Source organism: Synechococcus sp. MIT S1220, from assembly GCF_047303025.1.
GTDB lineage: Bacteria > Cyanobacteriota > Cyanobacteriia > PCC-6307 > Cyanobiaceae > Parasynechococcus.
Genome location: NZ_CP138939.1, coordinates 1,507,644 through 1,522,860, shown reverse-complemented (window position 1 = coordinate 1,522,860; position 15,217 = coordinate 1,507,644). Strand labels below are relative to the sequence as shown.

Annotated in this window: 15 protein-coding genes, 1 tRNA gene and 1 other RNA gene; 10 read left to right on the top strand and 7 right to left on the bottom strand. The window is 60.0% G+C overall.

Going from position 1 to position 15,217, the window contains the following annotated elements; all coding sequences use genetic code 11:
* Positions 1-19 precede the first annotated feature (19 nt).
* A complete protein-coding gene (locus SIB64_RS07540; RefSeq protein ID WP_413442935.1) occupies positions 20-535 on the top strand; it encodes a pentapeptide repeat-containing protein in 516 nt (171 codons plus the stop codon).
* Here the strand turns inward: SIB64_RS07540 and SIB64_RS07535 are convergent.
* The 3 genes from SIB64_RS07535 to SIB64_RS07525 are packed head-to-tail and all read right to left on the bottom strand — an operon-like array spanning position 532 to position 3,595.
* Positions 532-1,887 carry an FAD-binding oxidoreductase gene (locus tag SIB64_RS07535; RefSeq protein ID WP_413442623.1) on the bottom strand — a complete coding sequence of 452 codons (1,356 nt, stop codon included), beginning with the start codon at positions 1,885-1,887 and terminating at the stop codon, positions 532-534. The genes SIB64_RS07540 and SIB64_RS07535 overlap by 4 nt on opposite strands.
* A 29-nt stretch (positions 1,888-1,916) precedes the next feature.
* Positions 1,917-3,167, bottom strand: a complete 1,251-nt coding sequence (locus tag SIB64_RS07530; protein WP_413442622.1) for an amidohydrolase family protein — start codon at positions 3,165-3,167, stop codon at positions 1,917-1,919.
* Positions 3,164-3,595: a DUF4359 domain-containing protein gene (locus SIB64_RS07525; protein ID WP_413442621.1), complete on the bottom strand. Its 432-nt coding sequence runs from the start codon at positions 3,593-3,595 to the stop codon at positions 3,164-3,166. The genes SIB64_RS07530 and SIB64_RS07525 overlap by 4 nt, the downstream gene beginning before the upstream one ends.
* 42 nt (positions 3,596-3,637) lie before the next feature.
* Between SIB64_RS07525 and SIB64_RS07520 the strand changes: the two genes are divergently transcribed.
* Positions 3,638-3,710: transfer RNA gene (locus tag SIB64_RS07520), tRNA-His, on the top strand.
* Positions 3,711-3,714: 4 nt separating this feature from the next.
* On the opposite strand, the gene SIB64_RS07515 is transcribed toward SIB64_RS07520, so the two are convergent.
* Both SIB64_RS07515 and SIB64_RS07510 read right to left on the bottom strand, forming a co-directional pair.
* The gene (locus tag SIB64_RS07515; protein WP_413442620.1) at positions 3,715-4,800 is read right to left on the bottom strand and encodes a DUF1611 domain-containing protein; all 1,086 of its coding nucleotides are present in this window, start codon (positions 4,798-4,800) and stop codon (positions 3,715-3,717) included.
* A gap of 234 nt (positions 4,801-5,034) precedes the next feature.
* Entirely contained in the window at positions 5,035-6,138 is a 1,104-nt protein-coding gene (locus SIB64_RS07510) for a dipeptide epimerase (protein WP_413442619.1), read from the bottom strand.
* 93 nt (positions 6,139-6,231) lie between these two features.
* On the opposite strand from SIB64_RS07510, the gene miaB reads away from it, so the two are divergent.
* Genes miaB through ftsZ form a run of 5 tightly spaced genes read left to right on the top strand, consistent with a single transcriptional unit; the run spans position 6,232 to position 11,246 of the window.
* Entirely contained in the window at positions 6,232-7,629 is a 1,398-nt protein-coding gene (gene miaB / locus SIB64_RS07505; protein ID WP_413442934.1) for a tRNA (N6-isopentenyl adenosine(37)-C2)-methylthiotransferase MiaB, read from the top strand.
* A 45-nt stretch (positions 7,630-7,674) separates the two neighbouring features.
* Complete coding sequence (locus SIB64_RS07500; RefSeq protein WP_413442618.1) at positions 7,675-8,736, top strand: D-alanine--D-alanine ligase family protein; 1,062 nt, start codon at positions 7,675-7,677, stop codon at positions 8,734-8,736.
* 31 nt (positions 8,737-8,767) lie between these two features.
* Positions 8,768-9,178, top strand: coding sequence for a hypothetical protein (locus SIB64_RS07495; protein WP_413442617.1), 411 nt, complete (start codon positions 8,768-8,770; stop codon positions 9,176-9,178).
* On the top strand, positions 9,166-10,047 hold the full coding sequence (locus tag SIB64_RS07490; RefSeq protein WP_413442616.1) for an FtsQ-type POTRA domain-containing protein: 882 nt from the start codon (positions 9,166-9,168) through the stop codon (positions 10,045-10,047). The genes SIB64_RS07495 and SIB64_RS07490 overlap by 13 nt, the downstream gene beginning before the upstream one ends.
* A 47-nt stretch (positions 10,048-10,094) precedes the next feature.
* Positions 10,095-11,246, top strand: coding sequence for a cell division protein FtsZ (gene ftsZ / locus SIB64_RS07485; RefSeq protein WP_413442615.1), 1,152 nt, complete (start codon positions 10,095-10,097; stop codon positions 11,244-11,246).
* A 17-nt stretch (positions 11,247-11,263) separates the two neighbouring features.
* Here ftsZ and ffs read toward each other — a convergent pair.
* Positions 11,264-11,360, bottom strand: an RNA gene (gene ffs / locus SIB64_RS07480) — signal recognition particle sRNA small type.
* A 43-nt stretch (positions 11,361-11,403) separates the two neighbouring features.
* On the opposite strand from ffs, the gene panB reads away from it, so the two are divergent.
* Complete coding sequence (gene panB, locus SIB64_RS07475) at positions 11,404-12,216, top strand: 3-methyl-2-oxobutanoate hydroxymethyltransferase (protein ID WP_413442614.1); 813 nt, start codon at positions 11,404-11,406, stop codon at positions 12,214-12,216.
* Here the strand turns inward: panB and hemW are convergent.
* Complete coding sequence (gene hemW, locus SIB64_RS07470; protein ID WP_413442613.1) at positions 12,098-13,348, bottom strand: radical SAM family heme chaperone HemW; 1,251 nt, start codon at positions 13,346-13,348, stop codon at positions 12,098-12,100. The genes panB and hemW overlap by 119 nt on opposite strands.
* Positions 13,349-13,387: 39 nt before the next feature.
* On the opposite strand from hemW, the gene SIB64_RS07465 reads away from it, so the two are divergent.
* Together SIB64_RS07465 and SIB64_RS07460 are read left to right on the top strand one after the other, a co-directional pair.
* Positions 13,388-14,521: a PIN/TRAM domain-containing protein gene (locus SIB64_RS07465; RefSeq protein WP_413442933.1), complete on the top strand. Its 1,134-nt coding sequence runs from the start codon at positions 13,388-13,390 to the stop codon at positions 14,519-14,521.
* Between the two features lie 27 nt (positions 14,522-14,548).
* A complete protein-coding gene (locus SIB64_RS07460) occupies positions 14,549-15,217 on the top strand; it encodes an ATP-dependent Clp protease proteolytic subunit (protein ID WP_413442612.1) in 669 nt (222 codons plus the stop codon).

Below are 15,217 nucleotides of genomic sequence, written 5' to 3'. Positions count from 1 at the left end.
CGTTCCCCACACCATGCCCATGCAGCATCTGTTGTTCTCCGTGCTGCTGGCCATTGTTTGCCTGGTGAGCCCTGCCTTTGCCCTCGATACCTCAGAGGGATTTGGACTGCAGGATCGGGCTCTATTTCAAGAAAAGGTCGATTACACCCTCACCAATCAGACCGGGACGGATTTCCATGGTCAACAACTGCAAAGCACATCCTTCGCTGGAGCCGTTGGCCGTCAGGCGGATTTCCATGGCGCCAACCTGCATGGCGCGATCATGACCCAGGGTGCTTTTTCAGAAGCGGACTTCCATGATGCCGATCTTTCCGATGCCCTAATGGATCGTGCTGATTTCGTTAAAACCGACCTTCGCAATACCATTCTCACGGGAATCATTGCCTCGGGGAGCAGCTTCACAGACGCCCTGATCGAAGGGGCTGACTTCAGCGATGCCCTCCTTGATAGAGATGATCAGCGTCGACTCTGCCGGGACGCCGATGGCATCAACCCCACCACAGGCGTCGCCACCCGGGACAGTCTTGGCTGTTAAGCAGAGCGTTCAGACCAGCCGCGAAGCTTGCCGGGATTGAGAAGACCGCGGGGGTCAAAACGGGTTTTAGCCGCCACTTGATCACCATCCACGATTCCAAGTCCGCCATCTTCGACCGTGAGGACATGGGGATTGAAAAGCACAGCACCCGCCTCACGGCAATCCGCCATCAGCTGCTCCAAACGCTCAGGACCATCCCACCGAACCAATGGCAGGGCTGCCAAACGGAGTGCGCCCTGCTGGGAAACGGCTTCGAGGTGCCACAACAACCCATCCGTCCAACGTTGACGCAGCTTCTCCATTGCTGGCAGCTCCGGTTGCGGCAGGAGCATCTGGAGATAGGTCCAGCCTGGATCTGCTGAACGCAGGTGAAGCGTGGTGTGATTCCAGCTCAATTCCCGCAAACTGCGGCCGCTCTGGAGCTGCTCCGGACCAAGATCATGCAGCACGGCATCAGCGGCATCAGCGAGCCGTTGCACGCTGCTGACGGCATCCGGTGCGACGAGCAGGAGAAGGCGATGGCAGTCAGCGGGAGGCCCACTCCATGGGGGCAAATGGCTCAGCATTGGACGCTCAAGCAGAGTTGCCAGGTGCAGGGAAAGAGCGGAGCGGCCAAGCCTGAGCAACAAGTCCACAGCCGCCGGCCAGCTGATGCAGTCAATGCTCAACTGATGCCAATCCTCCGCAGGCGCTGTCGCCAGCTGGAGGGCTGTAATGATTCCATTGGTGCCATAGGCGTGATTCAACGCCTCTGCTTCGCTGGCGCAGAGCGTCTCTCGTTTGGGTTCAAGTTCAACTGAAATCACCTCTAAACCCAGCAAATGGCCTGGATCCCGAAGAAAGCCCCAGCGGATTGAACCGATTCCACCCGATCCACCAGAGACAAACCCACCGATCGACGCACTCCGCCAGGTGCTCGGGAGCAAACGCAGCTGTCGGCCATGACGTCGCAGTTCCGCATCAAGGTCCCGCATCAGGCAACCGGGCTCCACCGTCACCACACCGGTGCTCGGATCGATACCGCGAATGCGTTGGAGAGAGCCGGTGAGCATCACAACTCCGCCGTCAAGCGGTACGCACTGGCCGTAATTGCCGGTGCCGGCACCACGAATGGTGAGAGGGATCCCGTGCTTGGCACAGGCGGCCGCCAGAAGTTGGACGACGGATGCGTCGGCAGGACGAACGACAAGATCCGCACGACATGACTCCAGACGCTTCTCCAGCACAGGGGAATAGTCGTAGGAATCCCTGGACAACCGTTTCAGATCGGCAGACTCCCCGAACAGTTCCAGGCCCGGAATGCAGGCCAAGTCCTGCCTTAATGCTGCCAGGGAATCCGCACGGCTGCTCATGGAGACTCAATGCTGCTCTGGCAGACGGTCTAGCGGGTTGGCGTGGTCCAACTGTGACCTGCGATCAGGATGCTGCGGTTTGTTGGGAGCATCAGAGCTTCACTCCAGCTGCTCGCCTCAAGAATCATCAGATCAGCGGGAGCACCTTTGCGAAGTAACCCGTCCCAGCGAAGGCCCATCAACTCTGCCGCAGCTGTGGTGAAGGGAGCCAAACCAAGCCGCTGCCAGGGAGCCAGCTGTGCCAGCGGCAAGCTTTGAGCCATCAATGTGATCGGATCGAACCCACCCGCTGGATACCAGGGGTCAGCGACGTTGTCGCATCCAACGGCAACGCAGACTCCAGAGCGCTGGAGGCAACGGATCGGGGCCAACGGTCGGGTCGTTGGCGTAACTCCAGGCTGGCGTGCCAACAGCCAGGCATTGGTTAGGGGCAAAGCGACGACGCAGAGCCCTTGACCCGCCATCCGTTCACCAAGCCTTTGGCGATCGGGAACAGGAAGCAGCCCGACACTGCTGAGGTGACTGCAGGTGATCGGAATCGATACCGACTGATCTTGGAGCGCAGCCAGCAGCTGCACGAGTCCTGCAGCAGGGTCACGATCGCTTTCATCGAGGTGAAGATCAATTCCGCAACCCAGATCCTCGGCAAGCGCGATCAACGCCCGCAACTGGTCGCGCAACCTCGGCCCAGCGCGATGGGACACGGGCACCCCGCCCAACAAACCGCCAACCGATGCCACCCATCGAGCAAACTGGCACCCCTCAGACGTGCTCCAGTAATCGAGAGGAAGCAACGCCACCAGTTGGAGCTCGATGCGGTTCTGCCAGCGGTCCCGCAGTTCAAGCAGCGCATTCCAGCTGCACTCCGCACCATCACCGAGGCTGTCGACATGGCTGCGCAGGGCACGTAAACCGCTGCTGCAGGCCTGCTCCAGTGCCCGCTGCCCCCGTTGCAGCACGGCTTGATGCGTTCGCGTTTGATGCTCTCGGAGGTTGGCTGCCATGGCACCGTCGTAAGTGCCTATCCGGTTGGGGTGATCAGCCCAGCTGAAGGCCTTGTCGAGGTGAACATGGGGATCGGCAAGCCTTGGCATGACCAGCGTCTTGGGAGACGATGCGTGCTCCGGGAGTGGTTCTGGCGCATGCAAGTGGCCGTCGCTCCATCGGAGAGTCATGGGCGTAAGCCCGTCTCCATTGACCTGAGGCAGAGGACTCCCGGCTGGAATCTCCACCAGGCTGCGTGGAACCCAGGCCTCCAGTGACTGAGAAGGCTGGCTCACTCCCGGCCACCAGCGAAAGTTTCCGAAGAGACAAGCACGAAGCGCCCTGCAACTCCCACGGTGATCACCTCAGCGCCAGGCAGCCTCAGTCCAGGCAACAGTTCCTGGCGACCAAGTCTTGTGACATAGACACTCGCGATCACAAGGTCCCAGCGGGTGGTTAACCGACCTGCCAACTGAGCCAGGGTCTCTCTCTGGGACGCAACCAGCGCCGGACAGTCGCGGATCCAGAGACGCAGCACCATGGGAAGCGACTGCTTCTCGCACAGTTCCTCGGTGGTGAGCGTCACCAACTGCTCCCCGGCGTGCTCCTGGAAGTCGTCCCGATTGGGATTCGTCCAGGCCAGGACTGCAGCGCTGCCAGCCCCGATCAAAACGGCGAGGACAGCAGCGACGGGCACCCGCCGGCGGGGGGCTCTTGGCTGCAACGGGCTAGAAACTGGATGGATTGTTAGATTCTCCAAGACGCGGCGGGCGTCGCCAAGTGGTTAAGGCAGCGGCTTGTGGCGCCGCTATTCGGGGGTTCGAATCCCCTCGCTCGCCCTCATCAATCATTGCGCGTCACCGCATCCAGGAGTGTTTCAGCACCCCAGCGGATCGGGTCTGTGCAGGGGAGATTCAGATCCTCCTGGATGGCCTCAACAGCAATGCGGGCGTTGGTCTCGTCAAGCCTTGCCGTGTTCAGGGCAATGCCTCGTACATGCGGTTGCTCCGGTGCCCCCGCTGGACGGGCCCAGCTTGCCAATGCCTCCATCTGCAGGATGAGATCCTTCATAGGTGGCAGGGGAATCTGAGGCAATCGGTCGATGCTCACCTGCCCGGCACGATGCACCAACAGGAGTGCAGATGGCTGACTGCCCCGCAACAACGGCAACGTGGCGCTCGAGCCTGGATGGCAGAGGGAACCCTGCCCCTCAACCAGCACAACCCCCTCGGGCGGAAGATCCCTGGAGGCACTCAGAACGGCAGCTTCCACCGCACCCGTGGCGTAATCAACGCGTACGGCATCGAGAGCCACCCCCTCACCACTGATCAGGATGCCGGCCTGACCGGTGCCGACGAAGCGGGCAGGCAGGGAACGGCGCTCCGCTGCCGCCAACAGCTCAAGACAGGCACTCATCTTGCCGACGGCCATATCCGTCCCCACCGCAAGCACCCTGTGACAGTGGAGAGCCGAGGCACGCGCCCGACCCACCTGCAGCTGCTGAGGCTCCTGGCGCAGATCCCAGATCCAACGATCGGCCCGTCGCGCAGCCTTCAGCTCTGGATCCTCCCCAAGCCGGGTGTGAAGACCACTGGCGAGATGTAAACCTGCTTTCAGAGCTGCCAGAGCATCTCGCCGCACAGCGTCGGGGAGCATCCCACCCGATGGCGCAAGCCCCACAACGGCTACCTCCGGGCTGAAGGGCAGCGCTTCGGCCAGCTCAGAGACAACGGGCACATCCCGATCGATGCCAGTGACAGAGACGAGTGGCTGACCAACATGGTCTGGATCAATCACAGCGACAATCGGCCCTGGCCGATGTCGCAACATGGCCAACCCAGTCTTTCCTGTGAGGCTGGCGAGGCCCCCGTGCTGTAGCAGCACCGCTTTCATCTCCCGAAACCCCTGCGGAGCGTGCATGACGGTCATGACAACCGGATCGGTTCAAAAGACTGGACGTCGGTGTCCGCCATGGCCATGGAAGATTGCCCACACCGATAGCAATTCAAAGCATCGGTGCAAGGGGGCCATGACTGCCGATCTGCGCATCTGACCTCGTCCTCAGGCGGCAAAAACGTAAACGTCTGGTCCCGGGGTGTCTGGTTTCTGGTTGCTGGTCTGGTCTGATCCTTACCCCGCAGTTGGACACCATTCGGTGCCAGATCATTCGGTGGTGATTGATTCGATCGTCTCCATCCGAGGCCGAATACCAAGCCCAGGATCCGGCGAGGGCCGCAACACATCAGCATCCAGGGGTAAACCGATGTAGGGGTCATCCACGAGATTGAGATGACTGTCCAGATCAGGCCAACGGATCAAGGGCAACAGCTGGGCTGCCGCGCCGTTGAGAAGCCGACTGTCGGAATAACACCCCACCATCAGATCAAGGCCATGACACCGGGCGATCCGCGCCATGAGCAGGGCCTGGCTCAGGCCACCGGTCTTGAGCAATTTCAGATTCACACCATCAACCACAGGAGCAAGCCGCAGCAGATCCTCCAGATCCCAACAGCTTTCATCCGCCACCAAGGGCATCGGACAATCCGGCTGAAGCGCCGCAAATCCCTCCCGATCCTTGTCTGGATCAGCATCCGGCGCCAAAGGTTGCTCCAGCAGCACCACCAGGCTCTGCTGCAGCGAATGCAACATCAGCCGAGCCTGGTCAAGACTCCAGCCCCCATTGGCATCCACCTGCAACTCAATCGATGCACCGAGATCCTGTGAATGCCGATCGATTGCTTCGGCAACAGCCGCCAGCAGCACTCGGTCGTGATCCAAGCCTTCTGGACTACCGAGTTTCAGCTTCACCCGCGATGCTGGGAGGAGTTCCCACCAGCGGTTGAGTCGATCCAGCACGGCAGAGACCGGGCCCAAACCAAGGGTGACGCTGGTGGCCACGCCGTGCTCCCCATCCAGCCCCCAGATCCGCCAGAGCGGATGCCCCAGCCACTGCCCATACCAATCCCAGAGAGCCAGGTCCACCGCACACCGGGCAGGCGGAGTCAAGGACTCCAACAACGACTCGAAATCCTGGGGTCTGCAGGGGTCAAGACCAGTGAGACGGTCGAGCGAATCACGCAATTCCCGGGTCACCGCATCTGTGGAATAGGCGCGATGGCCTGTTTCAAAGCCACCGGTTTCGCCACGTCCTGTGATCCCGAGGTGCTGAAGACTGAGTTCCAACCGCACCACCGACGCCGTTATTCCCCGACTAATGGCAAGGGGAACTGCCTTGGTGAGGTTGAACTGCCGCAGCCTCCACCCCATCAATCATCAGCTCCAATGACCAAACTGACACAACAACGCGGCCGGTGACATGACACCACCGTCGATCAGACTGTGAAGGCTTCGGACAATACTTTGGTCGTCTCCGTCTCACCCGCAACGGTTCCCGTCTCCGCCACCGAACGGGGCAGTTACTGGATCACAACCTTCGGTTGCCAGATGAACAAGGCCGACTCCGAACGCATGGCCGGAATCCTCGAAGCGATGGGTTACCAGGAAGCCAGTGCCGAACTCGAAGCGGATCTGGTCCTTTACAACACCTGCACCATTCGGGACAACGCAGAGCAAAAGGTTTACAGCTATCTCGGTCGCCAGGCGCAGCGCAAACGCCGCAACCCAAATCTCACGCTGGTGGTGGCCGGATGCGTGGCACAGCAGGAAGGCGAGTCCTTGCTCCGCCGCGTGCCCGAACTGGATCTGGTGATGGGCCCACAACATGCCAACCGGCTTGAAACCCTGTTGCAGCAAGTGGACAGCGGCCAACAGGTGGTTGCCACTGAGGACCATCACATCCTTGAAGACATCACCACGGCACGCCGAGACAGCAGCATCTGCGGCTGGGTGAATGTGATCTACGGCTGCAACGAACGCTGCACCTATTGCGTTGTTCCCTCCGTTCGGGGCAAAGAACAGTCCAGGCTGCCGGAGGCGATCAAGCTGGAGATGGAGGGTCTGGCTGCTCAGGGGTATCGGGAGATCACCCTCTTGGGGCAGAACATCGACGCCTATGGAAGAGATCTGCCTGGCATCACACCAGAAGGGCGGCGCCAGAACACCCTCACCGATCTGCTGCACCACGTCCACGACGTGGAGGGCATTGAACGGATCCGCTTCGCGACAAGCCATCCGCGCTACTTCACGAAGCGCCTGATCGACGCCTGCGCCGACCTACCCAAACTCTGCGAGCACTTCCACATCCCCTTTCAGAGTGGTGACAACGACGTGCTCCAGGCCATGGCCCGCGGCTACACCGTGGAGCGGTACCGGCGGATCATCGACCACATTCGTGATCGCATGCCCGATGCCTCGCTGAGTGCGGATGTGATCGTTGCCTTCCCTGGAGAAACCGACGCCCAGTACCGGCGAACCCTGGATCTGATCGAAGAAATTGGCTTCGATCAAGTGAACACCGCCGCCTATTCGCCCCGCCCCAACACTCCTGCAGCCGACTGGGACAATCAGCTGCCTGAAGCGGTGAAGGTGGAGCGACTGCGGGGGATTAACGCTCTTGTTGAGCGCTGCGCTCGACAGCGCAACACCCGCTACGCCGGTCGTATCGAAGAGGTTCTGGCCGAGGCTGGGAATCCCAAGGACCCATCCCAGCTGATGGGGCGCACCCGCACCAACCGCCTGACCTTCTTCTCTACCAAAGGAGCAGATGGAACGCACTACAAACCAGGGGATCTGGTGCAGGTGCGGATTGAGGCTGTCCGCTCGTTCTCACTGAGCGGCACCCCCCTCCCCTGCCGGTAGATGCACTGATACGTTTGGCGCGCTTTGCAGACCGGGCGCGCGCCGATGACTTCCACTCCCACCCACGTCGGCCTGGTGTTTGGGGGGAAATCGGGAGAACACGCGGTTTCAATCCGATCGGCCACGACAGTTTTAAAAGGCCTGAGCAGCGGCGAAAATCAGCACCGTTATCAGGTCACGCCGATCTACATCGATCGGATGGGTCGCTGGTGGGGTCGGTCCATTGCCGAAATGGTTCTAAAGGAGGGTCAGCCACCCAAAGAGACCGACTTCCCCACGCCTCTCCCCGACGCAGGATTCCGCGGTCTTCCTGATGAAGCAGCTGAGGTCACGGTCTGGTATCCGGTGCTTCACGGACCGAACGGTGAGGACGGAACGGTTCAAGGGTTGTTCCGTCTGATGGGGAAGCCGTTCGTCGGAGCTGATGTGCTGGGATCGGCCGTCGGCATGGACAAGCAAGCCATGAAGGCGGCCTTTGCAGCTGCCAACCTGCCTCAGGTGCCATATGTCTGCGTGCAGGCATCGGACCTTGATGCCGAGACGGATCGCAACGCACTTGTGAATCGGATCGAAGGCGAACTGGGCTATCCATGCTTTGTCAAACCGGCCAATCTGGGTTCATCCGTTGGGATCAGCAAAGTCCGCACAAAGGTGGAACTGGAGGACGGCTTGCGCCAAGCGGCTGCACTCGATCCGAGACTGGTGGTCGAACAGGGGGTGCAGGCCAGGGAGCTGGAGTGTGCAGTCCTCGGCAAGGCGAGATTGCGTGCATCCGTGGTCGGTGAAATCCGTTTTGATGCCGACTGGTACGACTACGACACGAAGTACACAGCAGGTTGCAGCTCAACCATGATCCCTGCGCCGTTACCGGAGGCCATCAGCGAACGGATCCGCACGCTCTCCCTGCTGGCCTGCGCCGCTGTCGGCGTGCGCGGCATGGCGCGCGTTGATTTTTTCTACGACCAAATCGCCGATCAGCTCTGGCTGAATGAGATCAACACGCTGCCGGGCTTTACTGCACAGAGCATGTATCCAATGCTCTGGAAATCCAGTGGGTTAACTCTCGAACAGCTTGTGCACGAACTCGTTACATCCGCTGGAGAATGAACTATCGAAACGCCTTCACACCGCCTGATTTATGAGCCAAGGCTTGCTCTGGTTACCGCTTCTGCTGGCCTTCGTTCTGCTGGCTTCTCTTGGCTGGCTTGAGCGACGCCGTCAGAACCTCTTCCGCAGCTGGGCAGAGAACTCGGAACTCGCCAAGCTCGATGGGTCCGGCGCGGCCCTGCTCAAGGAGGGCGAACTGATCTGGAGCCGTTTTGAAGCAGGACGATTTCAGGACCAGGGCAGTTTTGATATCTGCAGCCTGGAACTGGTCGAGCTGATGGCACTTTCCTCGGGCGATGCTCCCCTCACCGATGAATCCCAAGGGCGCTGTCGCCTTCGGCTCATCGGCAAAGGCAGGCAGATGGATGTTCCCTTTGCAGATGCCGACCGAGCCCGACGCTGGGGCGATCAATTGATGTCCCGGGCCAGGTGCGACCTGTGAAATCGGACACGCCAGCAAGGCGGCCCCGCGGAACGGTCAAACTTTCGCCGCAGCTCGAGCGGCGGCGCGCGATCCGAAAGGAGAAGAGGCATGAATTCCTGGTGCAGGTCTGGCGTTTGTTCGCGCTTGTGTTCTGCAGTACAGCGCTGGGTTGGCTGCTGCTCCGCCATGGATGGACCCTGGCGGGAAGCAGGCAGATCGACGTCGCCGGTGACACGGGGATCAGTCCTGAACTCGTGGCAAAGGTGGCAAAGATCCGTTTTCCGCAACCCTTGCTCAATCTCAGTCCCACCGAGCTGGAAGATCGGATTCGCCGCAATCTCCCCGTCAGCGCGGTGAGCGTGGAACGCTGGGCTTTTCCGGCCCGCCTTCAGGTCGAGCTGATCGGTCAGTTGCCCGTCGCCCATGCCACCCGACAACGCAACACGCGCTGGGAGAAAGGAATGGTCGATGACCGCGGGCAGTGGATTCAACCCAATCCAGACGCACCCAACCGCGTTCCCTCTAGTGGCATAACCGTAGAGGGTTGGACCTTAAACAGCCGAGACACCATTGCCGAACTTCTCAGCCGCCGCAATGCATTTGGAGACAACCTGAAAACGATTGTTCTCCATCCGGACGGTGCGATCAGTCTGGACACCAACCACCTCGGCTTGATCAACCTCGGCAGTGACATCGATCAGCTTCAGGACCAGATCGCAGCGATTGATCAGCTCAGCAAAACCATGCCCAAACACTTGATCAGCAAAGGAAAAGCAACAATCGACCTGAGTAACCCTGCCCGTCCTGAATTGGAATTGCCCGTCAAACCGGCCCCTAAAGGCCAGCAGGCAGGAATCCCTGACCGAATGTTGCGAAACCGTGATTGAGGGATGAATGTAATCGCACCAAGAACATTCCTGTCTTGAGGGACATAATGCAGCCACAGCACAACGGCTCGGCCTCAACGATGGAAATGGTGCCAACGTCCATGGAGGCCTCCGGAATCCAATTGAGCCAGTCGGCGCGGATTGAGGTGATCGGCGTCGGTGGCGGAGGAAGCAATGCGGTGAACCGCATGATCATGAGCGATTTAGAAGGTGTGGCCTATCGGGTCCTCAACACCGATGCCCAAGCTCTGATCCAGTCCCAAGCAGACCATCGACTGCAGCTTGGTCAGACGTTGACGCGGGGACTTGGCGCCGGAGGGAATCCAACCATCGGTCAAAAGGCGGCCGAGGAATCACGCACGGATCTGCATGAGTCTCTGCAGGGTGCCGATCTAGTGTTTATCGCCGCTGGCATGGGTGGTGGCACCGGGACGGGAGCAGCCCCTGTGGTGGCTGAGGTCGCCCGCGAAGTGGGCGCGCTCACTGTCGGCATTGTCACCAAGCCCTTCAGCTTCGAGGGCCGTCGACGCATGCGTCAGGCCGATGAAGGGATTTCCAGGCTTGCTGATCACGTTGACACTCTGATCGTCATCCCGAACGATCGGCTCAAGGACGCCATCTCTGGAGCTCCCCTGCAGGAGGCCTTCCGCAGTGCCGACGACGTGCTGCGAATGGGCGTGAAAGGGATCAGTGACATCATCACCTGCCCAGGTCTGGTAAATGTCGACTTTGCTGATGTCCGCTCAGTGATGACTGAAGCGGGAACGGCCCTGCTCGGAATTGGCATCGGATCGGGTCGTTCGCGTGCTGTGGAGGCAGCTCAGGCCGCGATCAGCAGCCCGCTGCTAGAAGCCGAGCGAATCGATGGAGCGAAGGGCTGTGTGATCAACATCAGCGGAGGCAAGGACATGACACTGGAAGACATGACCACAGCCTCCGAGGTCATCTACGACGTGGTCGACCCGGAAGCCAACATCATTGTTGGTGCCGTTGTCGATGAGGCTCTCGAGGGTGAGATTCACGTGACTGTGATCGCCACCGGATTCGAGAATGGCCAGCAGTACCGCAGTGAGCGCAGCGTCTCTCGGCCGGCAGCCTCACCGACGGCCGCCGATCCCCAGCGACTGGTCAACGAAAACGGTGCAAAAATTCCCGAATTTCTCCGCCAGCGACAGCAGCAAGCAAACAACGAGAGCTGATCGGGATCAATCCTTGTGGTGACCCGGATTCCACGCCTGCCCTGAGCATCCCGTGTGGCTGCTACCTTCCGGTCCTGACCAGATTTGGGCGTCCGAGCCGCATGGGTCCGAGTCGGTCGGATGCTAGCAATGAGCCCACCTGGGCTTCGGACAGCCGATGCGCCCCGCCGATCTGATCCGGTTCAAGCAGACCGGGCAATCCATCACCATGCTCACAGCCTGGGACAGCTTGTCAGCGGCATGGGTTCAAGCTGCAGGTGCTGATGCCGTTCTCGTTGGTGATTCCCTCGCCATGGTGGCCCTTGGCCATGCCACGACGCTTCCGATCAGCCTCGATGGGATGCTGCACCACACACAAGCCGTATCGCGCGGGTTTCAGGGCATGCCATCGCGTCAGCCGCTGCTGATCTGCGACCTGCCGTTTCTGAGCTATCAGTGCGGCGAAGATCTCGCCGTTGCAGCGGCGGGTCGCCTCCTGAAGGAATCCAGTGCTGCCGCCGTGAAGCTGGAAGGCGCAGAACCCGAAATCGTGGCGGTGATTGATCGACTGGTGCGCATGGGGATTCCGGTGATGGGGCATCTGGGTCTGACGCCTCAGGCGGTCCATCGCTTCGGTTACCGACGTCAGGCGCAAGATCGTCCCAGCCAGGAACGTCTGTTGCGCAAAGGCCTGGAACTGGAACAGGCCGGGTGTTTCGCTGTGGTTCTTGAACATGTCCCAGCCGAGCTGTCTGGGGAATTACGCCGGACGCTGAACATTCCTGTGATCGGGATCGGCGCCGGAGATGATTGTGATGGCCAAGTGCGCGTCACGGCTGATCTGCTGGGCCTCACCCCTCAGCAGCCACCCTTCAGTCCTGCGCTGGTAGCAGGCCATCACTTGTTTTCCGATGCTCTGAAGACATGGGTGACCCAGCAGAAATCAGTTCCTCCCACCAGAGAAGAACTTCGACAAGAACCTGATTGCTAAGAGCCATGCCCTGCGGATCCGATAGGCACCATCGACCGGCTTCCAGGTTCAACAGTCCGCGGCGACGAAATGGTTGCCAGCGTTTCAGCAACCCCTCCTGATCAGGACACTCCAGGGCCTGGAGATCAACCCCTTCGCGGCGCCGTAATCCGACCAGGAGAAGATCATCCAGCGGCAGAGGCCGTGGGGAAGATTTGTTGTCCTCAGGCGCCTGCGAGTCAAGCCAGGAGCGATAGCCCTCTCGGGTCCGCGGCCTGGCCAGTCGTTCGCCCCATGGAGCCCCCGTAGCTCCCATCCCGAACCCCCACCAGGCGGCACCACTCCAGTACACGCGGTTATGGCGGGAAGCATGCCCAGGCTTGGCATGGTTGGAAATCTCATATCGCCTGTATCCCCCTTCAGCCAGCTGTCTGCTGGTGTGAGCCATCAACTGCACCGCGAGGTCATCCTCCGGGAGCTGGAGCATCCCCTGCCTCTGCAGTTTGGCAAAAACAGTTCCGGGTTCAATCGAGAGGTCGTAGATCGACAAATGAGGGGCCCGACTGGCCATGGCTCGGGCCAGCTGATCCTGCCAATCGTCGAGCGATTGATCCGGCAGGTTCTGAATCAGATCAAGACTCCAGGAACACAGGTCGCCGGAACGCCACAGTTCATCCAGCCAAGCGCAGGCCTCAATCAGATCACGGCCCTGGTGGCGACGCCCCAACTGCGCCAGAACAGCATCATCAAAACTCTGGCCGCCCAGGCTGATCCGGTTGACGCCAGCCTCAAGCACCGCAAGGAGCTTGCCTTGATCAAAGCTGGCCGGGTCCATCTCCATGGTGACTTCAGCACCCTGCTGGATGCCGAAACGACTCCGCAGCGCTTCAAGAAGCGCTGCGATCTGTGATGCCGAAAGCAACGATGGTGTGCCGCCTCCGATGTAGATCGTCGACAGGGGAGGGCCCGCTGCTGCTGAGCTGATCTCACGGTGCAGAAGGCCGAGGTAGTCGCGGATCGATGCCGAGCCTGGCCCAGCATCGGCACGGGCACGATCTCCGAGCGGAACCACCGCGAAATCGCAGTAATAACAACGCCGATGGCAGAAGGGAATATGGAGATAGGCGCTGCGCGGTGGTGAGGGATAGGGCATGCTGCTCAGACTGTGCTTGATCTGCCTCGTCCGGACCCCATGGTGGATCTCCTCATCCTCGTGCTGTTCATGGCCTCCGGTTCGGCGGCTGGATGGATGGGTGTGCACCTGCTCCCGGCGGAACTCATCGATGAGACCACCAATGCTGAGGGTGTGCGCTGGGTCCTGACCGGATTCGGAACTTTCTTCGGACTCATTGCTGGCCTCGTCTTCCAGCGCCTGCGGGAAGGTCTGATGCGTCAGGTGCGCACCATGCCCACCGACCTGCTGATCAGTCGGGCTGTGGGGCTCATCCTTGGCTTGCTGGTGGCCAACCTGCTGCTAGCACCAGTGCTGCTGCTGCCTCTCCCCGGCGGTGTTGTTCTAGCGAAACCCCTGATTGCCGTTCTGAGCAACGTGTTCTTCGGGGTGCTGGGCACAAACCTGGCGGAAGTGCATGGCCGAACGCTTCTGCGGCTGTTCAATCCCAGCAGCACTGAAGCGCTTCTGGTGGCAGATGGAGTGCTGACACCGGCAACAGCCAAGATCCTCGATACGAGCGTGATCATCGATGGGCGCATCCGCGGCATGCTCGCCTGCGGTTTGCTCGAAGGGAAAGTGATCGTGGCTCAGACCGTGATCGACGAGATGCAGCAACTGGCCGATTCAAGCAATGTCGAGAAACGAGCCAAAGGGAGACGCGGCCTGAAATTGCTCAAAGATCTTCGCGAGACCTACGGCAGACGCCTGGTGATCAACAGCACCCGGTATGACGGTGCGGGCACCGATGATCGGCTCCTACAACTCACCTCGGATACCGGCGGAACTCTGGTCACTGCCGACTTCAATCTCGCTCAAGTGGCTGAAGTGAAAGAGCTGAACGTGATGAATTTGAGCGAACTAGTGATTGCTCTGCGTCCAGAGGTACAACCGGGAGATGAACTCAACCTGAAAATCGTCAGGGAGGGCAAGGAAGAAAGCCAGGGGGTCGGATACCTCGAAGACGGAACGATGGTTGTGGTCAACGAGGCCAAGTCGCTGATCGGACAGCGCCATCCAGTCGTGGTCACCGGAGCGCTGCAAACCCCTACAGGGCGCATGGTGTTTGCCCGCCTGGAAAAAGACAAGGTACGCAGCAAATCAACTGGACGCTCCTCAAAATCAACGGAGCGCCGAGCTGCTGACCACCGCTAGGCTCCCCCCAACAAATTCCAGCGCAGAATGACGGTATCGGCTCCCTATTACGGCGACAGCGCCGTAATGCGCACCCCGCCTCCGGATCTGCCGTCGCTGCTCCTCAAGGAGCGCATCGTTTATCTGGGCCTCCCATTATTTTCTGATAACGATGCCAAGCGTCAGATGGGTATTGATGTCACCGAACTGATCATCGCCCAGCTGCTGTATCTCGAGTTTGATAATTCCGAAAAGCCAATTTATTTCTACATCAACTCCACAGGTACCAGCTGGTATTCCGGCGATGCCATTGGGTTTGAAACGGAGGCTTTCGCAATCTGCGACACGCTCCGCTACGTCAAACCTCCGGTGCACACCATCTGCATCGGTCAGGCCATGGGCACTGCAGCAGTGATCCTTTCAGCGGGAACGAAGGGACAGCGTGCAGCACTTCCACACTCATCAATCGTTCTGCATCAACCAAGAAGCGGCGCACAAGGTCAGGCGACAGATATCCAGATCCGGGCCAAAGAGGTGTTGCACAACAAACAGGCCATGCTCGAAATCCTTTCAAACAACACCGGACGTTCCGTTGAAGACCTGAGCAAGGATTCCGATCGAATGAGCTACCTCACTCCGCAGGAGGCCGTGGAGTACGGCTTGATTGATCGTGTACTCAGCAGCCGCAAAGATCTTCCTGGGAACAACGCCGTTTAG